Source organism: Bacillus massiliglaciei (assembly GCF_900098925.1).
GTDB classification, from domain to species: domain Bacteria; phylum Bacillota; class Bacilli; order Bacillales; family DSM-1321; genus Peribacillus; species Peribacillus massiliglaciei.
Map to the genome: position 1 here is coordinate 495,251 of NZ_LT622359.1, position 18,572 is coordinate 513,822.

Sequence of the window (18,572 nt, forward strand, 5' to 3'; positions counted from 1 at the left end):
AATATGGCATTGCAATTACGGTATGAAGCTCCTAATGGAGTAGTAGCTGAAACAGCCTATGCGTATATAAAATCCCTAACTGAAACAGACGGAAGTATAGTATCTTTTCAGCTTTTTATTTATTATACAAAAAAAATGAAAGATGAAAATAAGGATCCATTATATACAAGATCTTTCACTTTTGTGCCAGACATTTTAGATGATTCATTAAACTATAGAAAACAGGGTTATAATTTCTTAAAAACAGAAGAACTATTTAAAAACGCTATTAATGTTTTAGAAGAAGGACAAACGCCGTTTAATTAGTAGTTGTATTTATAGGGAGAAGAAAAATTAAGGTTCAAATAAATGTTAAGGGGATTTCCATCAAAAGCCCTCATTTTAAAATTAACTACTTCTTAATTTTTATAAATTAATTCCGATATATGAATAGTATTTATTGAAATCCCAAGGAGATAGTTAAATGAAAGAAGAACACAAAAATTTTTTATTGGGTTTGGGTATAGGAGTAGGTATCCCATTACTAATCATTTTTTTAGTTGCTCGTATTTATTTCGGGTACTTAGATATTTTTGATGAAGGGTATTGGTATGATGAGTATATCGAAGCCGAAGAAAAATTATATGATTGCGAAACAATATATCAGGATTTAATGGTAGGCAAGCACGGAAGAGCTCTTCCGAGCATTGACTATAGTTATGGTGATTGTATGAGATTTGAAGATACAGCCAGAAAATACTATCTAAAGATTAATCCAGACGAAGAAAATTATGATTATGACTGGGAAGGTGAAGAAGACTTTTGAGGACCCCAAACGGAGTCCTCGAATTGTTTATTTACAATAAAAAAACAGGAGAATTATTCTCCTGTTATAGCTAAAGCTAAATCATCTATTGTTTGTTTTGCACCTTCAACGATTTGTAATAATGTCTCGCTAACAGGTGAGTTTAGATTAGTAAAAATAAATTCATAATAGAAAGTTGCAGTATAGTTTTTAAAATATGGGTTATTTGCAGCACTCGGATCATCTAGTGAGTGCCCATTAACTACAATCCCGTTCCCGCCAATAGAAACATTGCCCGAAAAGACATTACCGTACTTATCTGTTGCATAATGGTTTACAGTAGCGCGATGTCGTTTCTGGTTCTTGGTTAAATTTCTATGTTTATTCTCATTTATCAAAAAGGTTAAGTTGTTTAACCAAGGGATTGTACTAAAGTGCTAGCCAATTGGGAATCAGCTCAAGAGTATGTAATTCAAGATACAATTTGTGTTGGAGAAGATGAATCATATAAAGAGTTAGAAGAAGATGTAAAGAAATATAGAAAGAATTTTATTGAAACACTTAATTCATAGTGGTGTTTTTATTAATGTAAGTCACCCCGTTTTGGGTGGCTTTTTATTATGCCCAGAAAAGGTGGTGTTGCGATGGAAAATAATCTATGCCAGCAGCACGATATACAGAGAGATATTTTTGTTAGGGGGGATGGACATTGGAGGAGATTGATGTGGAAAAAATGGTCCAAGATCATGAGCAAAGGATCTTAACGCTCGAAAGGAATTACAGCGAAGTAAAAAAAGAAATGACAGCTGTCCAAACCAGTCAACTGGAGATCAAGGGAACTTTGCTGAAGGAGAGCCAAGAGCAAAAAGAATTGATCAATAAACAGAGGAAAGAACAGGATGCACTTTTCAAAACTCTAGTTGATCACACATTGGGAATCAGGAAAAACAACTCAAATAAAAAATGGGAATTGGCTCTTGCTATCTTTGGTGGCGGGGGTCTTTTTTATGGAGTAATTGAGATTATTCAAAGGTTATTATAGGAGGCGTTTAATTTGGAAAACGAAGTGATGAATCAAATTTTAATATTTACAACTGTGCTGGCGCCAATTCTTACTGCGCTGACTAGCTTAATTAAAAGCACGGTTAATATCCCAACTAATTTTATCCCGGCGGTTAGCTTGGGAGTAGGGATTTTAATCGGTGCAGCTGCTTATCCGTTCACAGATATGGACCTTATTCTCCGTCTGTGGGCAGGGGCATTAGCAGGTCTTGGTGGCACAGGAATTTATGAAGTATTTAAAGATCGCAAATAAGCTGCCCATTCGGGTGGCTTTTTATTTTATCTAAAAAAAGGGAGAGATTTTAATGACTGTAGCATTGCAGACACTTATTGATCGGTCGGTTAAAAATATGGGCAGTGGCATCCATCCAGTGGTGAAAGAGTCAGCTATTGAATTAATCAAGCGAGCGTATGACGAAGGTATCTTTGTACAAATTTCTGCCGGCTATCGTTCCATGACAGAACAGGCCAAGCTTTATGGTCAGGGAAGGCTTGGTTATACCTATAACGGCGTAAATTACAGTAATGTTGCTAAAGCCAAGGTGACAAACGCCAAGCCTGGCCAATCTTATCATAACTTTGGATTGGCTGTGGACTATTTCCTGGTTAGCGATGATGGCAACACAGCACTGTGGACGGTTAACGATAAATGGAAGCGAGTGGCTGCCATTGGTAAATCACTTGGGTTTAAGTGGGGTGGAGATTGGAAGAGTTTCAAGGACTATCCACACTTAGAGATGACTGGCGGTTTATCTTACTCTCAATTATTGGCCGGCAAAAAGCCAAATCTTGTTTCTAAGGTGAACGGCACTTCTGCACCAAAAGCACAACTAGCTTCAGAGGTTTCTAAGCCAGCCAAGCCTGCAACAAAAAGTGGAGATGCAAACATTAAAGCTTTTCAAAAGAAACTGAACAGCCGATACAATACAGGGATTGCAGAGGATGGGTATTTCGGTCCTGAAACATTAAAGGCTGCACTTAAAGGCTTCCAGACTGAGTTAAACAAACAATATAAATCAGGTCTTGCGGTTGATGGAAAGTGGGGACCTAAAACAAAGGCAGCCACTCCGACCGTCCGAAAGAGCGCAGAGGGGAATATCACATATATCCTTCAAGGCTTACTATACGTCAATGGTCACGATCCTAAAGGGATTGACGGTATGTTCGGAAGCAACACCGAGAAGGCCGTAAAAAGCTTCCAAGGTGCTCATAAATTATCTAAGGATGGAATCGCCGGCCCGAACACATTCGAAAAGTTATTCGCATAATATGTATAAGAATACCACCATAAACCAATAATAAATCCACACCATGGATTAACCTGCGCAAAAAAGCCCTGCTCAATTGAGTGGGGCCTTTTTGTATTTATAACTGTTCTACAGAAGTTATATCCTCAATCATTATCCGTTCAAAATCCTCTTCAAGCTCCAGCCTTAGGTATTTCATATAGTAATCCACCTTGCTGACTACACCTTCATGTGAGGTAAAATGACCGTCTTTCCATGTAGTTACCCTGATTAATTGAGCGTAATACAATGAGTCCATTACAACAATGCCAATTTCCTGTAATTCTTGCTCATCCAGGATAGGCTTCTCCACTTTTTTGTTTTCTTCTTTTAATTGCCTGAGCGCAGCTACATGTTCTGGAAGCATCATTCTACTTGATTCCCATTTCATATTAGACCCTGGAGTTAGTTTATTAATCACGCGATCATCTCCTTTTTATTCAGTATAATACAAACATTTGTTCGTGAACAACAAGAAAAAAATAGGAGTAAATAAAAAAGCCCCATACAAGATGGGACTCTTTCCTCTTATTTCATTTCAGTAAGAGCTTTATTCATCTGCTCTTCATTCGCTAAAGTAGAATCACTTGTAGCGGTCTCAGCACCACGATAGTTATATTTTGTATTCTGCAAGAAATCAAATGCAAAGTCTTGTATAGGATTGCTGTCGGAATCGTCATAATGATAATCAACTACAGAAGCTTTAAAGATGTTTTCAAGCATGTATTCATGGTTAGTAACATCTTTTAGGTAATTTCTGTCCTTATATTCTTGGATGATATAATTCTCAAATTCTTTAATTTCATCATCTGTTGCTTTGTAATCACGTGCATATGAAACAATTTCATCATGCTTTTCTGTGTTAGAACCATCTGTTGTTGCAACTTCTTTCACTTTATCTTCCCATGTGATAGGTTCTGCTTTTTCAGATTTCTCTGTTGTTTCCTCAGTTTTTGCATCCTCTGTTTCTTTCTTTTTCTCAATAGTTGGTTCAGTCTGTTTTTGCTCGTCTTTTGCTGTATCTTCAGTAGATTCATTTCCACATGCAGCAAGGATTAAAACAAATACGCTCATTCCAATTAGAAATAGTTTTTTCACGTTTACTCCTCCTCATATAAATCATCGACCTTGACCCCCAATATTTGAGCCAATTTAAACGCCTTATCAATTGTAGGATAGTTTCTCATATTTATCCAGTTAGAAATTTGTTGCGTGGATACGCCGATTTTATCAGCAATGAATTTGTGCTTTAAACCTCGCTCCTTGATCAAGTTTCCTATTAAACATTTCATGTGATCACCCAATAAAGGTATTCGCCAAAATAAGTTATATACCTTTATAAGCAAATTTGTTGTTTTTTATAACTTTTCTTATAAATACAAGCATCATTTAGGCGAATCCCCATACATTGAAGTATACACAGAAGGGGAGAGTGAACAGCATGGATCCATTTACATTCGGATTGATCGCTACGGGAACAATGGGTGGGGCATTGGTGGCAATATCATTGTTGGAGAAATCAGGGGTAGGTATCAATATGGAAATGCTGACAATCGCAATGGAGACAGCCAAATATGGAGGCATCCTGTGGCTACTAAAAGAAATGAGCCATCTGTTTTTATGATTCCAATCTTTTTCGAGGTATGGAATGCCGAGAAAAAGAGATATACAGAGTATATCTGTTGCTCCTTCATTGCACAGAGAAATAGTAGTCTCGGCCTTAGTGTCGCATAACATTGCATACTACATTGAATAGTTCACTTGATGCACAGTGCAATGAATAGGCCAGTGCAGTCTACATTGAACAATTCATAGAATAGGAGAGTGAAGGGAATGCTCGAATGGTTGGCCATACCCGCGGTTGTGGTGGGAGCAGCGTTTGTCCCGAAAAAGAAACTGACGGTAGAGGGGAAAATACAGCGGATTTTTGAAAATACTAACGCCGGCATTAAACAAGGAGACTCCATGAACTACCCACGGCTGCTCAATAAAGAGGATAAAGTGTCGCATGTAACTTACTCATATTCGTTGCCTTTAGGTATGCCAGCAGATGATGCGATTAAATTATTGCCCGCCATCAGGGATGGATTAAACAAGGAAATCGAAATAGAATTTACCGGAGTTCTCCTGATACGCGTCTTTAATAAGAAGCTGCCGGTAAGTTGGAAATATAAAGATGACCTGCTGCAGAAAGGTACATGGGAGGTACCAGTCGGCCGGAATCACTCAGGGATCCTTTATCATGACTTTGACAAATACCCTCATATGCTTGTGGGTGGAGTGACCAGGTTCGGAAAAACTGTATTTATTAAGGAAGCCTTTTACAGCCTACTGATGAACCAAATTGAGAATGTAGACTTTTATATCCTGGACCTAAAGGGCGGGATGGAGTTTGGTGAATATATAGGCATACCACAGGTGAAGGCTGTAGCTTCTGATATATATGAGTCCACAGAATTGCTCTCAGATGTTATGGAACAATTAAAGGCCAAACAAAGAGAAATGAGAGCTAAACGGTACAAGAACATTGTGGATACACCTATAAATCAAAGAACGTTCATCATCGTTGATGAAGGAGCGGAATTGTCACCACAAATAATAAATGGTAAGGAAGCAAAGAAATACGCAGCTTTTTGTCAAGCCGTTTTATCAGAAATTGCACGTATAGGTGGAGCACTTGGCTACAGGTTGATTTTTTGCACTCAGTATCCTACAAGGGAAGCAGTTCCTATGCAAATTAAAGCAAATATTGTAGCCCGCCTATCCTTTATTGCTGCTGAACAGGTAGGAAGCCGGGTCATATTGGATGATGTGGGGGCAGAGGACCTTCCGAGCATTCCAGGCCGCGCTATTTACAAAATAGAAAAGAATCGCACTGTCCAGGTTCCTTATATTGATGACAAATACATGTTCAATAAAATGGAGGAGAGAGCAGATGCAATCAACCATGATGAGAATCGAAAGCCTGCTAATGACAATCGACACCCTTGGAGCAGCCAAGATAAAACACCTGCAGCAAACCCACGACCTTAAAAGTTATCGCAATGCCTGCCGGGTAGTTAAACAGCTGCAGCCGTATGTAATCGAGACTTTCCACAACAAAGAGAAGGTGCTGTATCTTAATAAAGATGGCCGGGAGCTTATTGGATCCACAAGGGAAATGAAAAAGAATATGCTGCTGGATCATACTCTACTTTGCAATGACGCTTATCTGTATTTCAATTGCCCGATTGACTGGCAGCGTGAATGTCCTCTGGAAGCAAAGGAGCCGGTCGCTACAGGGTACGGAATCCAGTTCAAAGGCATTTCTCTACCGGATAAAAAGAAGGTCATTGCAGACGCCTCATTTACCCGAAATGGATACCTCCACTTAGTTGAGATCGATAACACCCGCGGCATGGCAGATAACAGAAAGAAAATAGATGCATACGTCAAAGTGCTGCCGTCTATCAAAGAAGAACGTGGCCTGGTCCCTGTCCTATATTTTTTCACACTAACAGAAGCAAGAAAGCGAAAACTAGAAGGCTGGATGAAAGAGAAAAATATATATGGCCAGGTCCACACTTTCTCATCGATCAGCTAAAGTTCTGCATGAAATCCACGTCAAAATAAAGCTTACTCATCAAATTGTTTACAATTCCGTGGAAATAAGCAAAGATGCCGTTTTTCATTTTTGCTCCAGACTTTATCTTCATGACAAATTCTTTGATTGCTCTGACTCCTATTTTTAGCTCCTGTTCACTATTAAAAGCCCTAGTGTTATCATAATGATCCACAACTCTATTATTCTGCTTAACAACCTTCCAAAATTCCTGAATAGTTTTGGCATCCGAATAGAAATAGCCAGCTAACTCTGCAAAGGTAGATGGTACCCAATGGGCTACAAAATTTGCTTTTTTGAATTGATCAGTAGATTTATCCATATCGGAAGATGAGGAAACAGTATTACGTTTATTTATATTTTTAATCTTTTGTTTTAAAGAAACAGGGGTTGTTTTAATGGTCGGACACTTCTCGGACTTTTCGGAAGGGGTCTTGCCGGACATTTCCTTTTCAACAGGTTGAATGATAATAGCATTAGCTGTCTGTAGCATATCCTTTTTACGCTTCATTGCTACCTGACGGATCATGCCCAGGTCTTCTAATTTTTTTACCAGGCGCTGCACAGTCTTATAGGATAATTCCATCTTACCCGCAATCGTATTTTTGCACATGTAGCTCACGCCAATTTGCTTGCAGCTGTGGCGCTTCAAAATTTCCAGTAATGCAATTAGTCTGCTTTGTACGTCAGCACGCTTAATAGACGCCCTGATAACGTCTCTGTAAGTACGTACAGTTTGATTCATATCTTCAATCTGAGTGAAGGAAGAAAGATTGTGGAAGGCTTCTTCATTTGCGATTACATCAATACGTTTTTTCATACTAAAATGCTCCCTTTATAAGAAAAGCAACGATTCGCTTTTTAGACAAACCGTTGCTTACCTTGTGCATCTATAATAAAATGCATGTGAAGGGTACAGCAGGTGTTTGCCTAGTTAGAGTAGGCGATCGGTTCTAGAGTGTTACCAGCACTACATAGAACACGTTGTGCTCTTCTTTTATTTTGGATTTTTTAGTATTCACTTCCGGCTATTTGCGGGGGAGGTAAGACAGAAGTCCTTTTTCGCGGCATTGAAACAGGCCTGAAAGCAGGCAAACGAATTTGCATCGCTACTCCCCGTACTGATGTTGTACTCGAATTGGCTCCCAGACTGAAATCAGCCTTTCCCTCTATTCACATCACTGCTCTATACGGTGGCAGTGAAGACCGGCATACCTATTCTCCGCTTGTCATTTCAACCACTCATCAGCTCTGCAGATTCCGTGATGCCTTCGATATGATGATCATTGACGAAGTAGATGCTTTTCCTTATTCCATGGACCGCTCTCTAAAATTCGCCGTTGAAAAATCAAAGAAAGCAGATGCATCTGTCATTCTTCTTACTGCCACACCTTCTCCTGATATGAAACGTGACCGCCAGCGCGGCCGTCTCCAGGCTGTGAAAATCCCTGCCCGCTATCACCGCAAACCGATACCGCTTCCGCAATTAAAATGGAGCGGCCATTGGAAAAAACAATTGGAACGAGGCCTCATTCCCAAAACCCTTCAGCACTGGATTGAATTCCGGCTAGAAAAAGAAATCCCCTTTTTATTATTTTTTCCGAGTATCACGATGATGGAGTACGCCCTTCCTTTGTTTCAGAAGCTGGACCGCCGTCTGTTATCGGTTCACTCCGAACACCCGGAAAGGAAAGGCCGGGTTCAATCGTTACGGAACCGTGAAATCCCTGGTCTGTTGACAACGACAATCCTTGAAAGGGGAGTTACGATTGAACGGCTGGATGCGGCTGTGATTGGTGCGGAGCATGAAGTCTTTACGGAAAGTGCTCTTGTGCAAATAGCGGGGCGGGTTGGCCGCAGCGCTTCTTTTCCAATAGGGAATGTCACCTTTTTTCATTATGGGAAAAGTGAAGCAATGGTTTCTGCTGCCCGGCATATTGAGATGATGAATAAGGAAGCAGCGAAACGGGGTCTCCTTGATGTCTAACTGTTTCGTATGTCATGCAAAAACAAGCCAAGCGGATACATGGAAAACACTCTTATTTAATCGTGAAGAAGAAAAGCTCTGTAAGGCCTGTAAAGAAACCCTGCAGCAAATAAAGGGAGAACGGTGTGAGATCTGCTCAAGATCATTGAAGGATGATTTCCGCAAAGACCGTCTCTGCCTTGACTGTGTCAGATGGGAAGGGAACAAGGATTGGAATGGAGTTCTATCCAACAACTGGTCCATTTTTCAGTATGATGAGACGTTAAAAGAGCTGATTGCCAAATTCAAATACAGAGGAGACTATGCATTAGCAGAGGTGTTTAAACCTTATCTTAAGGAATGCCTGGCTGCTGCGGAGTATGATTTGCTGACCGCTATTCCCCTTAGCAAAGAGAGACTGGGGGAAAGAGGATTCAACCAGGCGGAAGCTCTAATTCATGTGCTTGGCTTGAAGAGTGAAACGCTTCTTATTCGAAACCATACAGAAAAGCAGTCGAAAAAGTCGCGTAAAGAGCGAATTGCCCAAACAAATGTCTTTCAATTGAATAGAACGGAGGAAATCATTGGACAGACAATTTTGATCATCGATGATGTCTACACGACCGGGTCCACACTCAGACAGGCTGCGAAGGTGCTGAAGGACGCAGGGGCGGAAAAAGTCATTTCTGTTACATTGGCGCGGTAATGCTAAAGATTTGCCTCCCGGATACGATATTAGTAATACAATACTCAGGTACTCAGGAGGAAGTTTTATGGAATTAATGAATTGCCCTAATTGCGATGCCTTGTTTGTACAGACCAAATTCAGGGACGTATGTGAAGTATGCTATAAGGAAGAAGAAGCCCAATTTGATCAGGTATATGAATTTATCCGAAAAAAGAAGAACCGGACAGCTACGATGGAGCAAGTAGTCGAGGAGACAGGTGTCGAAGAAATGCTGATAGTTAAATTCATTAAGACAGGAAAGCTGAGATTATCGCAATTTCCTAATCTTGGAGTGCCTTGTGAGAAATGCGGCAAACCGACTCGTGCGGGGAAGCTTTGCGATGCTTGCAGCAAAGACCTGCGCAGTGAATTGAATCAATTTGAGAAAGAAGAGAAGGAACGCTTAGAACGCGAAGAGAGGTTAAGACAGAACACATACCTTTCAAAAGGCCGCTGATAGAAATTCGAAAAAATCGGTTAAAATTCTGCTTAAACCGCCGATAATAATAGAGTAAATCAAACACAAAGCATACTGCTTCATATAGAATGAAAATAAATGAGTGAGATCAAATAAACGGAGGGAAGCCAAATGAAAATTAATAATATTGGAACTCAAGGCATCAATCCATATCATCTCCAGTCTCAAAAGGCGGAAAAGGCCAACATGATTTCTGCTAAAAAAACTGACAAGCTGGAAATTTCTTCAGCTGCTAAAGAAATGCAAAGTGCTTCAGCCGCTAATGTAACAGCGGCGAGACAAGAAAAAATCAACAGCCTGAAGGTTCAGGTCGAAAACGGCACCTATAAAATCGATGCAAAAGCAACAGCTAAAGGAATCATCAATTTTTACGCCAAAAATAATGACTGATTGACACGAAGACATCAAGATTGATCGAAAACGTTCGTCTTTCATCGTTAAAAGCAACAAAGCTAAACTAATCAAACGATTGATTAAAATTCAGGACGGCTAATGCCGTCCTCATCCATGGGCAGAGGAGGAGAGAAATATGTCCACACAGCACATTGCTGACATACTGAAGAAGATGATCATGCTGCACAGCAGCCTGAATGCCTTGGCCGAAAAAAAAACAGGGATGATTAAAGAAGGAAAGACGGACGCGCTCACGGCCCTGCTCATGAATGAACAAAAGCATATTAAAGCCATCAGCCAGACGGAAACAGAGCGGGAATCGGCTGTAAAGGCGTTTTTACGAGATAAAGGGATTCATAGAACGGCATTCGTACTGGATGATGTAATAGACGCGGCGGAGCAGGAAGAAGCGGCTTTATTAACAGGGCTTAAGACAGAACTTCTCGGTGAGATGATGAAGCTGAAGGAACAGAATGATTTGAATCAGCAGCTGATTTATCAATCCCTGCAATTCGTCAATTTGAACTTGGATCTTCTTCAGCCGCAGCGGCAAACTGATACGTATGACCATAAAATGCAGAGCTCTAAAGGCAATGGGAGAAGCATGTTCGACTCGAAGGCATAGCGGGAAAAGGAGGCTACATTTATGATTTCAACCTTCATGGGGTTAGAGACAGCGAAGCGCGGAATGAATACGGCGCAAAGCGCATTATATACAACAGGAAATAACGTGGCGAATGCCAATACAGAAGGATATTCACGTCAGCGTCTGAATCTGGTGCAGACGAGTGCGTTTCCGACCGTCGGAATGAACAGTCCGCTCGTAGCCGGGCAGCTCGGGACAGGTGTAGCCGGGGAAACGGTTCAGCGTATTCGCGACAGCTTTTTGGATACGCAATTTCGGACACAGAACAATAAAATCGGCTATTACGGCGCGCTCAGTGAATCTTTAACCAAAATGGAAGGCATCATGAATGAGCCGACCGATAATGGGCTGCAGGCCACCATGTCCAAATTTTGGAGTTCCCTGCAGGGACTTTCGGCAAATGCTGAAAATTCTGGTGCCCGTTCTGTCGTAGCGTCGACAGGACAAATGGTCGCGGATACCTTAAATTACTATTACAACTCTCTGACAAATGTGCAGACTGATATCGGCAATCAAATCAATGTCAAAGAAAGCGAAATCAACTCGCTGATCCAGAGTATCGACCGGATTAACAGCGAAATCAGCAAGGTAGAGCCGCATGGCTATATCCCAAATGATTTGTATGATGAGCGCGATTTGCTGGTTGATAACCTTTCAAAAATGGTCAATATCAAGGTTTCCCACGTCATCCCGACCAATTATGGGAAGGCCAGTGACGGGGCGGCCGGATTATATAATATCGAGCTTGTCAGTGAAGACGGATCCTCTTACCAGCCTCCTGTTAATCTGGTCAGTGTGAATGAGACAGGCCGGCTCGGAACAGCTAAAGCCGAAGTTCAGTATGACCAAGACAGCGGTGCTGTATCCGGAGTGAAATTCGGGAATCAGCTTGTCGAGGATATCAGCTTTTCGGGGGAATTCGCCGGGATCATTAAGAGTTACGGCTATATGGAAAACGGCGAGGTCAAAGGCATTTATCCGGAAATGATTGAGAATCTGAACAATATGACGGCGGCTTTTGTAAAAGAATTCAACTACCAGCATGCCCAGGGGCATACATTGGCAGACATTGAAACGGAGACAACAGATTTCTTTACAATGGATGATACGAACCCTGCGAAATCGATTAAAGTGAATACAGAGATTCTGAATAACAGTAACCTAATCCGTGCAGGCGGAGACAGCGGTGCTTCGGGTGATAATAAAAATGCGCTGAAACTGGCTGAATTAAAGAAATTGGACTTTACTCAATATCAGACATATAACAGTGCAGAATTTACTGCAAAAGGGCTGACTGGCAGCTTTGATTCCTATTATTCCGGGATCATTGGCCAGATGGGCGTCGATTCCCAAAGTGCTTTAAAGGATACAGCGAATGCCACGACGCTTGCCTCATCCGTTGAAAACAACCGGCAGTCGGTCAGCTCTGTTTCATTGGATGAGGAAATGACAGATATGATTAAGTTCCAGCAGGCCTACAATGCTTCAGCACGGATGGTCACAATGATGGACGAATTGCTGGATAAGATTATCAACGGCATGGGGCTAGTAGGACGATAAAACAGTAACGGGGTGAACCTCACATGCGGATAACGCAATCGATGCTCTCAAATAATACATTGAGAAACATTAGCAACAGCTATGAAAAACTGGCCAAACTGAATGAACAAGTATCAAGCCAAAAGAAGTTCACAAAGCCATCGGATGATCCGGTTGCTGCGATGATGGGCATGGGGTACCGGACAGACCTCAGTCAAATCGAGCAATATAAAAGCAATATCGCAGAAGCAGAGAGCTGGGTAGACAGTACAGACGATGCACTCGATCAGGCAATTAATGCCTTGCAGCGGATCCGCGAGCTGACGGTTCAGGCCAGCAACGGGACCTATGAAGGTGAACAAAGGAAAAACATCTCGGAAGAAATCAAACAGCTGAAAGAGCACTTGATTGATATCGGCGATACCGAAATAGGCGGAAAATATATTTTCAATGGTCTGGAAACGAATAAGCAGCCTTCTTCCAATAAGGATGCAGAAGGAAATATCATATATGGGTCAGGCAAGATTCAATTAGAAGTCTTTTCAGGGATTAATATCGAGATCAATACAGATGGCTCTGCCTTGTTTGGAACAGCTCTATCCCAGGATGGAAGCATTCAGAAAACGATTGACGCCCTGGAAAACAATGATGCGAACATTGGAGACCGGCTGGCTGATCTGGACCAGACAATCAGTGATTTTTTGAATGTCAGGGCTCAGGTAGGAGCAAGACAGAACCGGGTCGATATGATGACAGAAAGGCTGAGTGACCAGGAGATCTTCGCAACCGAAATTCTTTCAAAAAATGAAGACGTGGATATTGAAAAAGTAATTATGAATCTGACGACTCAGGAAAGTGTCCATAATGCTGCTTTAAGTGTCGGATCCAAAATCATTCAGCCATCATTATTAGATTTTCTACGATAAAGCTATTCCGCTATGGATAGCTTTTTTTGATAAGAGGTGAGTAAAATGGAGATACCGCAAATAAGACTTCAATCCAACTCGGCAAAAATCGGTTTGGATATTCAAGATCCAGTCCAAAAAATCGAGCAAGCACCGGCAGAGCTTTCCATTGAACAGCCGAAAGCCATTATGAACATTGAAACAATGCTGGGAAAGCTGACGATCGACCAGACGAAAGCAAGAGAAGATGTCGATTTGAAATCGATATTCAAACGAACAGAAGAAGCCGCTAACCAGGGGTATCAAGACTGGCTCGCCGGAATGGCAAGACGGTCGGAGCAAGGCCGTGAGCTGAGACATATCGAAAAAGGCGGGAGCCCTTTCTCTGAACAAGCCAAGCAAAACGCCGCAAGAGAGAAGAAGCAATTTAATATCGGCTGGGTTCCGTCCCATTTCAGTGTCAAGATTCAATACGAACCAGCACGGGTAGAGATTGATGTACAGCAGCAAAAACCGGAAATAAGCGCAACAACTCATAAACCGGTTCATGAATATACACCAGGTAAAGTGAATGTTGAATTGGAAGAAAAGAATTCATTGGACATTGATTTTGTGAACCTATTCCCAGACGAAAAGGAGTGATAAGGTAATGGAGATTCAAACAAAATTCCACGGCCCAGTCAGCGTTGCTGAAAATGAAATCTACACATTTGAAAAAGGGATTCCGGGTTTCATTGACGAGACCTCTTTCTGTCTGCTGCCTATAGAGGAAACCCCGTTTTGGGTATTGCAGTCTGTACAGACGAAAGAATTAGGGTTTATTGTCGTAAATCCATTTGAGAACTTCCCGGAGTATGAGGTGAAATTATCAGATGAAGCACAGACGGCGTTGCAGATTGGATCAGAACAAGAAGTGTGGGTGTTTGCTATTTTGACAGTGAGAGAACCCTTTAGCCAGACAACGGTTAATTTGAAGGCCCCTCTCGTGTTAAATAATGAGAAAAAGCTGGGCAAGCAGTTCATTATGAATGACGCACTCTATGAAACAAAGCAGCTGCTCCTTCAGCCTCTGACTGTACGGGAGGCGAGATGATGCTGGTTTTAACAAGAAAGAAAAACGAATCGATCATGATTGGTGATGAGATTGAAATCACTGTTTTGGCAGTGGAGGGCGAGCAGATTAAGCTCGGAATCCAAGCACCAAAACAGATCGATATCCACCGTAAAGAAGTCTATGTATCGATCCAAGAGGAAAACAGCGAAGCAAGTAAAACAGAGGTACAATTGCTTTCTAACTTAACTTCTTTTTTAAATAAAAAATCGTAAAAAAATATAAAAACCTACTTAACAAACATCACTCCCTGACGATATTAATAACAGAACGGTGAAACTGATACAGGCGGCCGACTTCATCGGTTTCACCGCTTATTACTCCACACGGATGTGGAAGTTAAAACTCAGGGAGGAAACAAAAAATGATTATCAATCACAATATCGCAGCACTTAATACACATCGTCAGTTGAATAGTGCTTCAACAGCGCAATCAAGTTCAATGGAGAAATTATCTTCAGGTCTTCGAATTAACAAAGCTGGAGATGACGCTGCAGGTCTAGCAATCTCTGAAAAAATGCGTGGACAAATTCGTGGGTTAGACCAAGCGTCTAAAAACTCTCAAGATGGTATCTCTTTCATTCAAACGGCTGAAGGTGCTTTAAATGAAACACATGATATCCTACAACGTATGCGTGAATTAGCAGTTCAATCTGCCAATGATACAAATACAGATGCTGACCGTGGAGAGCTTCAAAAAGAAGTTGACCAATTAGCTGAAGAAATTACTCGTATTGCAAATAACACTGAGTTCAATACTAAATCTTTATTGAACGGTGCTGTTAGTGATAGTGGTGAAAAAGCAGCTGTATTCCAGATTGGGGCAAACTCAGGTCAAAATATTACTTTAAATATTAAAGCTATGGATGCTGCATCTTTAGGAGTTGCAAGAGATGCAACTACTGCTACAGCTACTGCTAATGGTTCTGAAATCTCAAATGTGAAATTGGGAGATACTTTAGGAGCAGCGCTTGTTGATGGAGCAAACATTACATTTAATGCAGCTGATAATACTGGTGTCAATGCTACAGGTACTTTAGATGTAAACGGAAATACAATTACAGCTGACGCAGGTGCAGCTGGTACAGCACTTAATGGTTTGAAAATTGTTTTTGCTGCAGATGATGACTCAGCAGCAGCTGCATCATTTAATGGTACTGATACAGTAACAATTACTGGAGACTGGGATAACAGTGGAACTAATGCCCCTGCTAACTTAGCTGCACTTGAATCTCTTATTCAAGGAGCAGATGCATCCTTATCAGGTGTAACTCTTAGTGAATCAGGCTCATTTACAGCAGCTGATTTTGCTAACGCTGGAACTATTACTCTAGGTGGAGGAGCAGCGGCAAACGCAGCTGAAACTATTATTACAATTAGTGATGGCGGTTCAAATACTCAAACTGTTACAGTAGCAGATACTGCTACAAAGGTTTCCGTTACATCTGGAGCATTCAATGGTCTATCATTCGAAGTAGGTGATGCTACTGCTCTTTCTTCTGGTGCAGATTCTATTGACCTTGATATTACAACTGTAGCAGCAACTGCGGCAACATTTGCTAGTAACGAAAAAACTGGTGATGCAGTGGCGAAAGCAGGTATTGATATTTCTTCTCAATCTGCTGCGGACACTGCGGTTACTTCAATTAACAATGCAATTGAAACTGTTTCAGCTGAGCGTTCAAAATTTGGTGCATATCAAAACCGTTTAGAGCACACAATCAACAACCTAAACACATCTTCTGAAAACCTAACTGCTGCGGAATCTCGTATCCGTGACGTAGATATGGCGAAAGAAATGATGGAACAAACTAAGAATTCTATTCTTTCTCAAGCAGCACAAGCAATGTTGGCTCAATCAAATTCAATGCCTCAAGGAGTTTTGCAACTTCTAAGGTAATGAACGAAGGGCGTCTTATCTAGTAATGGATAAGAGTATAACTGGGTGAATTGCTGGAACTTCCTAAAGCTTCATCAACCACAACGTAACTGGAAACGGTCAGCGTGAAGGTCTGAAAATGATGAGGATGACACATGACACAATGGATAATCAGCAGCCAAGCTCCTGTTCCGAAAGGATGGAGAAGGTTCAACGACTAGAGAAAACGGTCTAAGGCAAAAAGCTATGGCTATGAATCTCGTAGGGCAGCAAATGCTGTTCGAAGTGCCCAGCTCCATGAAAACATGGATGAAGATATAGTCTATTCTGTAGTCGAAAGATACAGTCGCAAAGCAAGCGAACCAACAACCACAAGGAGTTCTACAACTTCTTCGTTAATTTTAGTTTTGATACAGGAGACTCTAGTTTTGCTAGGGTCTCTTTCTTTTTGATAATCGACAGTATAAAATTGACCTTGTAGGAAGAATAAATAGTTGATAGCTTTAGCAGTTATGGGGGGGATAGTATTGATTTCTGAAGAAACTTTAAGAAATATATCTGACCTTTTTAATGGAGATATAGAGGGAGATTTCTTTAAATATAAGTCTGGACCTCAGTTGGTTAATTTTTTTAACTCCCGTTTTGGTTATGAAGATTCATATGGGCAAGGTTTCCCATCAAGATGGTATTTTACTATGGATAAACTAATAGACCTAATTAATAAGAAAAAGATTAATAGTTTCTTTGATATTGTTCTAAGTAAAAGGTACCTCATGCTTGAAAAGCAAATTACTGAAGTTAAGGCTGTAATTTTAAGCGAAAAGATACTTCAAGCGTTAAATAATTATCTAAAGCCAAGTGGATTTGTAATCGTTAAAAAAGAAGATAAATTCGAGTTAGTTAGTGAAGATGATGATTTGGTATATGTAGGAGAGGGTGGATTTGCTACAGTTTACAGGAGAAAGTCTAACGGATTAATAGTTAAGAAGTTAAGAGAAGAATTTCTTGTAAAGCAAGATATTAAAAGCCGATTTAAAAGAGAGTATAATATAACAAAATCCTTAAATGATGTACCAGGAATTATTGAAGTTTATGATTTTAATATGGATGATTATTCCTATACAATGAAATTTGCTGAACAAAGTTTATTTGATTATATTTCTAATTTCACACATGACTTCGATAGTCAGAAAACTATGATACGTCAAATACTTTATGTAATGAATAAGGTACATGACAGAAATATTATACATAGAGATATAAGTCCTCATAATATCTTGATAGTGAATGGAATGCTACATATTTCCGATTTTGGCTTAGGTAAAGATTTAGATATGTTCCATTCACATAGAACTGCTTATACGAACTCATTTGGACAGTTATTCTATTGTGCACCTGAACAGTTTATGCAACTGAAAGAGGGGGATAAGAAAAGTGATGTTTATTCTCTAGGAAGATTAATAAACTTTATAATCGCTGGTGACCCTAGAATTTATAATCACATACTTAGAAGTGTTACTGAAAAAGCAACTAATGAAAATCCTTTATACAGATTTCAAGATGCTAGGGAGTTACTGAAAGCTGTAGAAAAAACAATTTCGTATCATGAGAATAGTGAAAAAATCCAAGAAGTAAAAGAAAAGATTAAAAATGGTATTTATGATGAAGATGTTGAAAATTATATTTATGGTTTAAATGGGATAGAGTTATGTAGAGACATGGTTAACATTCCCCAGTTTATTAATTCAATTATGAGTTTCATTGAAAACAATGAAAAGCGTAGTTTAGAAATAATTAAATTGGTCGAGGATTCCTTTCAAGAATATTGTGGCTTTTCATATCCGTCTTATGATGTATTCTCACAGTTAGCGTATCGAATTTTAAAATCTGACGGCTTCTCATATTTGACTAAAGAAACATCTGCCAGGGTATTAAATACTATTGCTACTGATGTAAACCGCTTTGATTCACAAAAATTGATAGAAGAATTGATAGAAAATGGAATAGAACCTAGTATTGAAGATATTCTTTCAGTGTAATGAAGGGAATGGGAGAAACGAACCAACAATCACTAGGAGTTCTTGTTTTTGTCAATATTATATTGAGCCAGAGCGATCACTTTAAAAGTGAGCCACTTAGTGTCTGTTAACTCCCATATTTGGGAGTAGTTGGGTGTTTGGGTGCCTTGCCCCGGA

General features: G+C 40.3%; 24 protein-coding genes and 2 pseudogenes. 21 read left to right on the forward strand and 5 right to left on the reverse strand.

Translation table 11 applies throughout. The features are described from left to right. The first annotated feature begins 3 nt into the window (after window positions 1–3). Both BQ4305_RS14375 and BQ4305_RS14380 read left to right on the forward strand, forming a co-directional pair. A complete protein-coding gene (locus BQ4305_RS14375; RefSeq protein WP_110928421.1) occupies window positions 4–306 on the forward strand; it encodes a hypothetical protein in 303 nt (100 codons plus the stop codon). 157 nt (window positions 307–463) lie between these two features. Next, on the forward strand, window positions 464–805 hold the full coding sequence (locus BQ4305_RS14380) for a hypothetical protein (RefSeq protein ID WP_110928422.1): 342 nt from the start codon (window positions 464–466) through the stop codon (window positions 803–805). 53 nt (window positions 806–858) lie between these two features. Here BQ4305_RS14380 and BQ4305_RS21550 read toward each other — a convergent pair whose 3' ends face one another. After that, window positions 859–1,182 carry a hypothetical protein gene (locus tag BQ4305_RS21550; RefSeq protein WP_199880698.1) on the reverse strand — a complete coding sequence of 108 codons (324 nt, stop codon included), beginning with the start codon at window positions 1,180–1,182 and terminating at the stop codon, window positions 859–861. A 311-nt stretch (window positions 1,183–1,493) separates the two neighbouring features. Between BQ4305_RS21550 and BQ4305_RS14385 the strand changes: the two genes are divergently transcribed. The 3 genes from BQ4305_RS14385 to BQ4305_RS14395 are packed head-to-tail and all read left to right on the forward strand — an operon-like array spanning window position 1,494 to window position 3,114. Then, window positions 1,494–1,826 (forward strand): VIT1/CCC1 transporter family protein, encoded by a 333-nt coding sequence (locus tag BQ4305_RS14385; RefSeq protein WP_110928423.1) that lies wholly within the window; start codon window positions 1,494–1,496, stop codon window positions 1,824–1,826. Between the two features lie 27 nt (window positions 1,827–1,853). Continuing rightward, entirely contained in the window at window positions 1,854–2,099 is a 246-nt protein-coding gene (locus BQ4305_RS14390; RefSeq protein ID WP_110928823.1) for a holin, read from the forward strand. 52 nt (window positions 2,100–2,151) lie between these two features. Beyond that, window positions 2,152–3,114 (forward strand): peptidoglycan-binding protein, encoded by a 963-nt coding sequence (locus BQ4305_RS14395; RefSeq protein WP_234396968.1) that lies wholly within the window; start codon window positions 2,152–2,154, stop codon window positions 3,112–3,114. A gap of 97 nt (window positions 3,115–3,211) precedes the next feature. On the opposite strand, the gene BQ4305_RS14405 is transcribed toward BQ4305_RS14395, so the two are convergent. The 3 genes from BQ4305_RS14405 to BQ4305_RS14415 form a co-directional block, all read right to left on the reverse strand. After that, entirely contained in the window at window positions 3,212–3,553 is a 342-nt protein-coding gene (locus BQ4305_RS14405; RefSeq protein WP_234396969.1) for a YolD-like family protein, read from the reverse strand. Between the two features lie 107 nt (window positions 3,554–3,660). Continuing rightward, a complete protein-coding gene (locus BQ4305_RS14410; RefSeq protein WP_110928424.1) occupies window positions 3,661–4,230 on the reverse strand; it encodes a hypothetical protein in 570 nt (189 codons plus the stop codon). Window positions 4,231–4,232: 2 nt separating this feature from the next. Next, on the reverse strand, window positions 4,233–4,424 hold the full coding sequence (locus BQ4305_RS14415; RefSeq protein WP_110928425.1) for a helix-turn-helix transcriptional regulator: 192 nt from the start codon (window positions 4,422–4,424) through the stop codon (window positions 4,233–4,235). A 149-nt stretch (window positions 4,425–4,573) separates the two neighbouring features. Between BQ4305_RS14415 and BQ4305_RS14420 the strand changes: the two genes are divergently transcribed. The 3 genes from BQ4305_RS14420 to BQ4305_RS14430 all read left to right on the forward strand — a co-directional run bounded on the left by BQ4305_RS14420 (window position 4,574) and on the right by BQ4305_RS14430 (window position 6,715). Further along, entirely contained in the window at window positions 4,574–4,756 is a 183-nt protein-coding gene (locus tag BQ4305_RS14420; protein ID WP_110928426.1) for a hypothetical protein, read from the forward strand. A 209-nt stretch (window positions 4,757–4,965) separates the two neighbouring features. Then, window positions 4,966–6,165 carry an FtsK/SpoIIIE domain-containing protein gene (locus BQ4305_RS14425; protein ID WP_110928427.1) on the forward strand — a complete coding sequence of 400 codons (1,200 nt, stop codon included), beginning with the start codon at window positions 4,966–4,968 and terminating at the stop codon, window positions 6,163–6,165. Beyond that, complete coding sequence (locus BQ4305_RS14430; protein ID WP_199880699.1) at window positions 6,068–6,715, forward strand: hypothetical protein; 648 nt, start codon at window positions 6,068–6,070, stop codon at window positions 6,713–6,715. Before BQ4305_RS14425 ends, BQ4305_RS14430 begins: the two co-directional genes overlap by 98 nt. Here the strand turns inward: BQ4305_RS14430 and BQ4305_RS14435 are convergent. After that, window positions 6,708–7,553 (reverse strand): helix-turn-helix domain-containing protein, encoded by an 846-nt coding sequence (locus tag BQ4305_RS14435; RefSeq protein ID WP_110928429.1) that lies wholly within the window; start codon window positions 7,551–7,553, stop codon window positions 6,708–6,710. The genes BQ4305_RS14430 and BQ4305_RS14435 overlap by 8 nt on opposite strands. A gap of 210 nt (window positions 7,554–7,763) precedes the next feature. Between BQ4305_RS14435 and BQ4305_RS14440 the strand changes: the two genes are divergently transcribed. The 13 genes and pseudogenes from BQ4305_RS14440 to BQ4305_RS14495 all read left to right on the forward strand — a co-directional run bounded on the left by BQ4305_RS14440 (window position 7,764) and on the right by BQ4305_RS14495 (window position 18,416). Next, window positions 7,764–8,720, forward strand: coding sequence for a helicase-related protein (locus BQ4305_RS14440; protein WP_110928430.1), 957 nt, complete (start codon window positions 7,764–7,766; stop codon window positions 8,718–8,720). Beyond that, the gene (locus BQ4305_RS14445) at window positions 8,713–9,405 is read left to right on the forward strand and encodes a ComF family protein (protein ID WP_110928431.1); all 693 of its coding nucleotides are present in this window, start codon (window positions 8,713–8,715) and stop codon (window positions 9,403–9,405) included. The genes BQ4305_RS14440 and BQ4305_RS14445 overlap by 8 nt, the downstream gene beginning before the upstream one ends. Window positions 9,406–9,472: 67 nt before the next feature. After that, window positions 9,473–9,883 (forward strand): TIGR03826 family flagellar region protein, encoded by a 411-nt coding sequence (locus BQ4305_RS14450; protein WP_110928432.1) that lies wholly within the window; start codon window positions 9,473–9,475, stop codon window positions 9,881–9,883. 132 nt (window positions 9,884–10,015) lie between these two features. Beyond that, window positions 10,016–10,294, forward strand: a complete 279-nt coding sequence (gene flgM / locus BQ4305_RS14455; RefSeq protein ID WP_110928433.1) for a flagellar biosynthesis anti-sigma factor FlgM — start codon at window positions 10,016–10,018, stop codon at window positions 10,292–10,294. A gap of 139 nt (window positions 10,295–10,433) precedes the next feature. Next, the gene (locus tag BQ4305_RS14460) at window positions 10,434–10,922 is read left to right on the forward strand and encodes a flagellar protein FlgN (protein WP_110928434.1); all 489 of its coding nucleotides are present in this window, start codon (window positions 10,434–10,436) and stop codon (window positions 10,920–10,922) included. 21 nt (window positions 10,923–10,943) lie between these two features. Next, complete coding sequence (flgK, locus tag BQ4305_RS14465; protein WP_110928435.1) at window positions 10,944–12,503, forward strand: flagellar hook-associated protein FlgK; 1,560 nt, start codon at window positions 10,944–10,946, stop codon at window positions 12,501–12,503. A gap of 23 nt (window positions 12,504–12,526) precedes the next feature. Next, window positions 12,527–13,408, forward strand: a complete 882-nt coding sequence (gene flgL / locus BQ4305_RS14470) for a flagellar hook-associated protein FlgL (RefSeq protein ID WP_110928436.1) — start codon at window positions 12,527–12,529, stop codon at window positions 13,406–13,408. A gap of 45 nt (window positions 13,409–13,453) precedes the next feature. Then, complete coding sequence (locus BQ4305_RS14475) at window positions 13,454–14,029, forward strand: DUF6470 family protein (RefSeq protein ID WP_110928437.1); 576 nt, start codon at window positions 13,454–13,456, stop codon at window positions 14,027–14,029. A 7-nt stretch (window positions 14,030–14,036) separates the two neighbouring features. After that, window positions 14,037–14,480 (forward strand): flagellar assembly protein FliW, encoded by a 444-nt coding sequence (fliW, locus tag BQ4305_RS14480; protein ID WP_110928438.1) that lies wholly within the window; start codon window positions 14,037–14,039, stop codon window positions 14,478–14,480. Beyond that, window positions 14,480–14,713: a carbon storage regulator CsrA gene (gene csrA / locus BQ4305_RS14485; protein ID WP_110928439.1), complete on the forward strand. Its 234-nt coding sequence runs from the start codon at window positions 14,480–14,482 to the stop codon at window positions 14,711–14,713. The genes fliW and csrA overlap by 1 nt, the downstream gene beginning before the upstream one ends. Window positions 14,714–14,862: 149 nt before the next feature. Further along, window positions 14,863–15,219, forward strand: a pseudogene (locus BQ4305_RS22290) (flagellin N-terminal helical domain-containing protein); the annotation flags it as partial. Window positions 15,220–16,095: 876 nt separating this feature from the next. Continuing rightward, window positions 16,096–16,398 (forward strand): annotated as a pseudogene (locus tag BQ4305_RS22295) (flagellin); the annotation flags it as partial. Window positions 16,399–16,871: 473 nt separating this feature from the next. Then, complete coding sequence (locus BQ4305_RS14495; protein WP_110928441.1) at window positions 16,872–18,416, forward strand: protein kinase domain-containing protein; 1,545 nt, start codon at window positions 16,872–16,874, stop codon at window positions 18,414–18,416. Window positions 18,417–18,572: the final 156 nt, after the last annotated feature.